This window comes from Patescibacteria group bacterium, from assembly GCA_041667185.1.
Lineage (GTDB): Bacteria > Patescibacteriota > Patescibacteriia > SG8-24 > SG8-24 > JBAYFM01.
Genome location: JBAYFM010000003.1, coordinates 104,040 through 110,823, shown reverse-complemented (window position 1 = coordinate 110,823; position 6,784 = coordinate 104,040). Strand labels below are relative to the sequence as shown.

7 protein-coding genes are annotated in these 6,784 nt (G+C 60.9%); 6 read left to right on the top strand and 1 reads right to left on the bottom strand.

What is annotated here, in order from left to right:
• The 3 genes from WCT10_01875 to WCT10_01865 form a co-directional block, all read left to right on the top strand.
• A partial coding sequence (locus tag WCT10_01875) for a hypothetical protein (protein MFA6603574.1) occupies positions 1-1,679 on the top strand: 1,679 nt, incomplete at its 5' end.
• A 14-nt stretch (positions 1,680-1,693) separates the two neighbouring features.
• Positions 1,694-2,311 carry a hypothetical protein gene (locus WCT10_01870; GenBank protein MFA6603573.1) on the top strand — a complete coding sequence of 206 codons (618 nt, stop codon included), beginning with the start codon at positions 1,694-1,696 and terminating at the stop codon, positions 2,309-2,311.
• A gap of 150 nt (positions 2,312-2,461) precedes the next feature.
• Positions 2,462-2,806 carry a hypothetical protein gene (locus WCT10_01865; GenBank protein ID MFA6603572.1) on the top strand — a complete coding sequence of 115 codons (345 nt, stop codon included), beginning with the start codon at positions 2,462-2,464 and terminating at the stop codon, positions 2,804-2,806.
• 114 nt (positions 2,807-2,920) lie between these two features.
• On the opposite strand, the gene WCT10_01860 is transcribed toward WCT10_01865, so the two are convergent.
• Positions 2,921-4,363 carry a hypothetical protein gene (locus WCT10_01860; GenBank protein ID MFA6603571.1) on the bottom strand — a complete coding sequence of 481 codons (1,443 nt, stop codon included), beginning with the start codon at positions 4,361-4,363 and terminating at the stop codon, positions 2,921-2,923.
• A 109-nt stretch (positions 4,364-4,472) separates the two neighbouring features.
• Between WCT10_01860 and WCT10_01855 the strand changes: the two genes are divergently transcribed.
• From WCT10_01855 to sufB, 3 genes are read left to right on the top strand one after another with little or no spacing between them, the layout of a single operon-like run.
• The gene (locus WCT10_01855) at positions 4,473-4,904 is read left to right on the top strand and encodes a cupin (protein MFA6603570.1); all 432 of its coding nucleotides are present in this window, start codon (positions 4,473-4,475) and stop codon (positions 4,902-4,904) included.
• Between the two features lie 49 nt (positions 4,905-4,953).
• Entirely contained in the window at positions 4,954-5,370 is a 417-nt protein-coding gene (locus WCT10_01850) for an Rrf2 family transcriptional regulator (GenBank protein ID MFA6603569.1), read from the top strand.
• A gap of 4 nt (positions 5,371-5,374) precedes the next feature.
• Positions 5,375-6,781, top strand: coding sequence for a Fe-S cluster assembly protein SufB (gene sufB / locus WCT10_01845; GenBank protein MFA6603568.1), 1,407 nt, complete (start codon positions 5,375-5,377; stop codon positions 6,779-6,781).
• Positions 6,782-6,784: the final 3 nt, after the last annotated feature.

Sequence of the window (6,784 nt, the reverse complement as noted above, 5' to 3'; positions counted from 1 at the left end):
CTTTGGAGGTCAAATTGACGGCCGCCATCGAGAATGACGATGAAGCCGCGATCCAGAAAGCGCTCAATGATTTCCGCCAGAAGTGGGAGGATTTCCGCGCCAACGCCGAGCGGGCCGCCACGGTCGGTCTGGCCAAAGGCTGCACCATCGCAAAGGAACAGTTCGCCATCGCCCGCGCCAAGATCCAGGAGAACAGCGCGAAGATCGCCGGAGTCGTGGCGCCCTGCGAAGCGAGCACTAGCGAAGAATGCCAGATCGTGAACGAGTTCGCCCCGCGCTTGGGCGAATTGGGCCAGAAACTGGACGATCTGCAGTTCGGGATGGAGATGGCGGAAAAGCTCTGCCAGGATCCGGAAAACACCGACCGCAACGAACTGATCGGCGTGCTGCAGCAGGTCAAGACTGACGCCGAGGACGTGAAGGTCTTCGGCGAGGCTTTGGAGGCCGACAAGAATAAAGTCCTGGCCGAGACCGGCGATCAGATCTGCCGGCAGGTCCTGCCTCAGCTCCAGGCCGCCGTCAAGGAGATCGCCGGCAGCGACATCGCCGCGCTTCGCAATAACATCTGGCGCTGCGGCGACCAGTACGGCGCGGTCAAGAAGAACATCGCTTTCTGCGCCGACGTCAAGGCTAACGAGAACAAGTTCAAGCGGGTCGAGGCCATGACCAGTAACTTCGTCAAGGACGTCGAATTGGTCGACAGCATCTGTCAGCAGGCCACGCCTGAGGACGGTCTTGAGCGGCTGACAGCGACCCTTAACCGGCTGAAGCAGTCCGGTGACGAGCTGCGCCGGGAGGCCAAGGAATTGCGCGCGGTCACGGAACAGAAATTGAGCTCCCAGGCTTTCTGCCGGTCCGTGAGCGGTCTGCTCGACGAGATGACGGCCGGGATCAGCGCTGGTCTCGCCGAACTCCGGTCCATCGACGAGAAGCTCATCAAGCCGGCTTGTAAGGACCAGATGGCGAACGATTGCAACCGGATCAACAGCGCGATCGGCAAGGATGTCTACATCACTTTCGAACATGATGCCAAGCCCGTGCTCGACAAGATTGCCGCGCTCCGGGCCGATTGCGCCCAGGCCGACGCCTCGCCGCCCAAGGGCTTCATGGTGACCAGTTTCGACGAGCTCATCCCGAAAGCCAAGGGACTCCAGGATCGCGCCGCCACAATTAAGAAGAACGCCTCCAAGCTGGCCGGGACTGGCAAGGTCGCGGTCTGGATCGAGGCCGAGGATGCCGCGAGATTCAACGTCCGGACCGGCGTGAGCGACCCGATGGCTCGCGAGGTCAATCCTTCTTGGCGGCCGCCGTACTTCGGCAATGGCAGCTGGTACATGGGCCGCGCCAAGGACTATCTCGAATACGACATCAAAGTTCCAGCCGCCGGCACCTACAAGGTCTGGGTCCGCGATCTGGCTTCGGCCATCTCGTCACAGTGGGGCGTCCGGCGCATCTACATCTACTTCGACGGCAAACGCTTCGGTCCGTTCGAGGAGAACGCCGCCGCCCGCTCGATCAAATATCCGCCGGGCGGATTCCGCTGGCACAAGGTCGTTGACGTGACACTGACCGCCGGCGACCACAAGATGCGCGTCGAGAAGGTCGAATCCAGCAACGGTGCCGCCGATCTCGACGCTTTCTACCTGACCACCGGCGCCGACACGCCGGCCGAGAAATAATTCCCGCCATCCCTATGAAATACCCTTACTCGAATGTCCGCCTGAATCGCGGGATCGCGCCGCTGATCATCCTGATCATTGCGGCCGCGCTGCTCGCCGCGGCTGGCGGCGGTTATGTCATCATGACCAAGACTGACGCGGGCAAGAAATTGATCGCGAAGATCGAACAGGTGAAATCGGGCGCGGAAAAGAAAGCCGACGGTTCCGCTGACACGGCGGCGACTGGCGTCGATTCCATCCAGATTGCCGCGCCGTCCTTTGATTTCTCCTTCTCGCCGGTCCCGTCGCTTGACGCCTCGGCCTTCAACGTCGGTTCGCCGTACGTCGCTTCGGCCGCCGGCGCTTTCACCGGCCTCAGCTTCAAGACCGATCTGTCGGTCGATACCGATCTGAATGTCGAACTGCCGGCGATCAACGCCGATGAGCTTAAGCCAAAAACATTGGCTCAGCCAGCCGCGCCGCCTGCCGCACAACCGCCCGCGGCCCAACCGCCGAGCGGTGACCAGGGTACCACCGTCAACCAAACCACTTGCGCACAATTCGCCAGCATGCCGAGCGCCCAATATTGCAGCCAGGTCGGCGATGCCAACGGCCGCACGCTTTGCGAACAGTGCAAAGCCGCTGGTTTCTAGCTAGCTGGAAAGAAAAGAATATCCCGAAAAGACCGCCTGAACGGGCGGTCTTTTCGTCAGTCATGAGCGCACACTGGAGGGGGATTGACCGGAACCGGAGTTTCTGCTACATTCCGCGAGCTCTTTCAGACGACCAGGAGGAAAGAAAGAATGAACACCAAGAAGCTGACCGCTTTGCAGGCTGACGCACTCGCTGACGATTGCATTACTTTCGCCGCCCAGCACGGCCGGACGGAAAGACGGGAGGATTCGCCGGTTCATTCCGTTCGGCAGTTGCGATATGACGGCGGCGGACTGACCATCAAGGTCTTGGTCTCGTCCAATGCCTGCGGCAACGGCGGGTTCACTGTCACAGTGAGCGAACGCCGACGGGTCTTGTTCGCGGCCAGCGGCAATTACAAGGTCAGGCCGTTCAAGACCGAGTGTCAGACCTTCGAACGCGGTCCATGGATCCGTATGATCCGGAACGGCGGAATCGGACAGACGGATCGTTGATCACGGAGATCAGGACTTTCTTCACGCGCCTATAACGGCGCGTTTTTTATTGTCCGTACGAAAAATCCGGGCGCCAGCCCGGATCGGATGAGTCCTCTCTCGTGAGCCGCCGGTTCACAGACCGACCATCGTCGCCGTGACCGTCTCGCTGACCAGCATCAGCGGTTCGCCGGTCTCATGGAGTTCCAGGACTCGCGCTGGCGCGGTGATGATATTCTCCCACTTATAACCGTAAGCGACGAAAACTTCTTCCGTGGGGATCGGCAGCTTTTTGCCGTTCGAAATGACGAAGACCGAGGGTTGGTCCGGAGTTTTGACCAGGACGCCGTCCGCCAGTCTGACCGGCTCGCCCAAGACCAGTTTTTCAAGTTCAGCGGGGGACAGCGCTTGGATCTTTCGGCCGGGGTAATTCGCCGCCAGCACGGCCTTATCCCAGATCGGATGTTTCACTCCGGCTTCGGCGTAATAGACGCCGCCGGTCTCGTTGTTCTGGACGAGCTGGCCGGTCGGATAGGCGGAAGCGAGCGTGATCGGTTCGGCGGTCAGATAATCTTCGAGATCCGCGGCGGCGGCCTCTTCGACCTCCTCCGGATTGAAACCGATCGCGGCGAACACCGCGGCCGAAGCGATCGGGCGTTTGGCGGCGCCCAGCAGCAGGTAGATCGTGCCGTCCTCGACGCGCAAGAGCGACAGATCGGCGAATTTGACCGGCTTGCCAGCGGCGTTATCCTGCAGGACCCCGAAATCGTATTCATTGAGATCGATCGCGATCGCGGCGTTGAACCGGGATTCGAGGACCGACCGGCTCGTGATCGGACGGAACTTGCCGTTCTGGATCAGCGCGACCGCGCCGGTCTTCTCGTTCCGCACGAGCGTACCATCCGGAAAACGCAGCCCCAGATTGTCGCCGAACCAGCGGTTCCAGATGCTCCACAGGAGCCGGTTGCCGTGCAGGTGCGGCGTGTAATTGTAAAGTGCGGCGGTCGTCAGATTGACCGGAGTGACCTTGGTGCGGCTGATGGTCACGGTCTCGCCCGGCTGGACCATGTGGCCGAGTTGTTCATGGTTGTCCATGAACCAATCCATCCAGCCGGCGCCGACATCGATCTGTTTGCCCAGACCCTTGTATTTGACGGCCAGCGGGCTGGTCTTTTTGCAGCCGTCGCAGAGGGCGTAGCCGGCCGCCCAGTCGAGCTGCTTCTGGTTCGGTTTGGTTGATTCGACAGCGCTCGATTCTTTCTGGATCAGCGCCAAAATATATTTGGGATTGATCTCGTAACGCTGGGCGGCGTCCGCCACGAGCTGAGCCGTCCCCTTGAGCAGGCCGTCGATCGCGTCGGCATCGAAACAGGATCCGAAACCACCCTTGGAATTCAAGAAATCCGCGATCTCGGAATAGGACAAAGCGTCAGCGTCGCGCATCTCCGCGTCCGTCAGGATCAGCTGGGGATTGAAGATCGAGGTCGCGAGCGCCGGTGCGGGCAGGACTAAAATCAGCGCAAATAGAGCGCTGGCAGCCTGAGATAAGCCTGATCTGCCTTGTTTTTCTTCTTGCATACTGAAAGATATTATAACCACACTGCCAGCGATTTCACAAACCGAAGAACATTTGGTTGGTCAAACTTTTGGCTGGGTTATGCTATCATTAGGCTTGATCCGCTAGCCTATGAATTACCCGAACAAGCCGTTCCAAAAACGCGTCGAGAAGCCGTGGGGCTTCGAAGTTATCTACACGCCGCCGGACCTGGAGCGGACCGGCAAGATCCTGTCCGTGCGCGGCGGCCAACGGCTGTCGCTCCAATATCACGATCAGAAAGAAGAGACCGTGTGCCTCATTTCCGGCCAGGGTGCGATCTGGCTGGAGAACGGGATTGGAGAGCTGGACCGGCTGCCGATGGAGCCGCTTCGGGGTTACACGGTCGCTGTCGGCCAAAAACATCGCCTCGAAGCCGTGACCGACGCCCTGTTCACCGAAGTTTCCGGTCCGGAAAAGGGCACTACGTTCAGGCTGGACGATGACTACGCGCGGCCGGATGAGACCGAGGCTGTCCGAGGGTCGGCTGGCCGCGGTTGGAACCAAAATAGCCGGCCACATTGACCAATTGAGGAAGAATTGTTAGAATCCTATCATCTAAATAGGATTCATCATGTTCCTGAAAGTTCCGCAAAAACTCCATCACGCTTTGCTTCTCGTGAGCGAACTGGCCGCTGCCGGCCGGTCTTCTTTGTCGTTGGCCGAGGTCGGGGAGCGGATCGGGGTGACGCAGGGGTATCTGGAACAGATCGCTGGACCGCTCCGCTCGGCGGGTCTGATCCGGGGCCAGCGCGGCGCGGGCGGCGGTTACCGGCTGGCGTTGCCGGCCGCGAAGATCAGCGTGGCGGCCGTCGTCCAGGCCATCGAAGGCCCGATCGCCGTGATCGGCTGTCTCCAGGGTCCGGGCACCTGTCTCCTGAGCCGCAATTGCCGCAGCCGCGACGTCTGGCAGGAAGTCCAGACGCTCATCCTCGGCTCGCTGAAAAAAGTGACCGTCAGACAATTGGTCGGACGCCGGCGCATTTGCTGACCCTATGGCCAAGACCAGTCGCCGTTCCAAAAATCTGATCTCTGAACTCGACCGCCCCGACCGCGTCACGGCCGGATATTCGGCCGGCCCCGGACTCAGCCAGCAGGTCGTCTTGGAGATCTCGCGGCAAAAAAATGAACCGCGCTGGATGCTCGAGAAGCGCCTGCAGGCGCTGGAACTTTACCAGCACACCCCGCTGCCGGCCTGGGGGCCGGATCTGGCCAGACTCGATCTTGAACATATCGTCTATTACAGCCGCCCGGACGCGACCGAGGCCCAGAACTGGAAAGACGTGCCCAGCGACATCCGCCGCACTTTCGATCTCCTAGGCATCCCTGAAGCCGAGCACCACGCCTTGTCCGGCGCCGGCGCGCAATACGATTCCGGCGTCATCTATCACCGGCTCAAGAAAGAGTGGGGGCGCCAGGGCGTCATTTTCGAGAACCTCGACGTCGCGGTGCGCAAATATCCCGAACTCGTCCGCCGTTATTTCATGACCGACTGCGTTCCCGTGAGCAATCATAAATTCACCATGCTGCACGCCGCGGTCTGGAGCGGCGGCACTTTCATCTATGTTCCGCCGCGCGTCAAAGTGACGCGGCCGCTGCAAGCCTACTTCCGGATGAATCTGGAGCGCGGCGGCCAGTTCGAACACACTCTGATCATCGCGGACGAAGGCAGTGAGGTCGAATATATCGAAGGCTGCAGCGCGCCGCGCTATGCCGCGAGTTCGCTGCATGCCGGCTGCGTCGAGCTGCACCTCAAGGCTGGCGCCCGGGTGAAATATTCCAGCGTCGAGAACTGGAGCAAGAACACCTACAACCTGAACACCAAGCGCGCCGTAGTCGACCGCGACGCTTCGATCGAATGGCTGAGCGGCAATCTCGGTTCCGGCGTCACCATGCTGTATCCGGCGTCCGTCCTCCGGGGCGACCGCGCCCGTTCCGATTCCCTGAGCGTGGCTTTCGCCGGCCCCGGCCAGGAACTCGACACTGGTTTCAAAGCCGTCCACGCCGCGCCCGGCACGATGTCGGTCTCGCGTTCGAAGAGCCTCTGCCGCGGCGGCGGCACGACCGTTTATCGCGGCTTGGTGCGCGTCACGGCGGCGGCCCGGGATTCCAAGGCTGCGGTGACCTGCGATTCGCTGCTGCTCGACCGGCGCTCGACCGCCAAGGCGTATCCGCGCGTCAGGGTCGACAACAACTCGAGCGAAGCGGTCCACGAGGCCACGGTCGGCCGGATCGGGGAAGAGGAGATCTTCTACCTGCGCAGCCGGGGGCTTTCCGAAGAACGGGCCCGCAAGATGATCGTCGGCGGTTTCGTCGAGCCACTGGTCAAGCGTTTGCCGCTCGAATACGCAGTCGAGATGAACAAACTGATCGAACTGGAAATGGACCGCAAGGTCGCCTGAGTT

Excerpts from the sequence above, each read along its gene's own strand:
- WCT10_01870 (MFA6603573.1), top strand. The coding sequence starts at position 1,694 with ATGAAATACCCTTACTCGAATGTCCGCCTGAATCGCGGGATCGCGCCG.
- WCT10_01865 (MFA6603572.1), top strand. The coding sequence starts at position 2,462 with ATGAACACCAAGAAGCTGACCGCTTTGCAGGCTGACGCACTCGCTGAC.
- WCT10_01860 (MFA6603571.1), bottom strand. The coding sequence starts at position 4,363 with ATGCAAGAAGAAAAACAAGGCAGATCAGGCTTATCTCAGGCTGCCAGC.
- WCT10_01855 (MFA6603570.1), top strand. The coding sequence starts at position 4,473 with ATGAATTACCCGAACAAGCCGTTCCAAAAACGCGTCGAGAAGCCGTGG.
- WCT10_01850 (MFA6603569.1), top strand. The coding sequence starts at position 4,954 with ATGTTCCTGAAAGTTCCGCAAAAACTCCATCACGCTTTGCTTCTCGTG.
- sufB (MFA6603568.1), top strand. The coding sequence starts at position 5,375 with ATGGCCAAGACCAGTCGCCGTTCCAAAAATCTGATCTCTGAACTCGAC.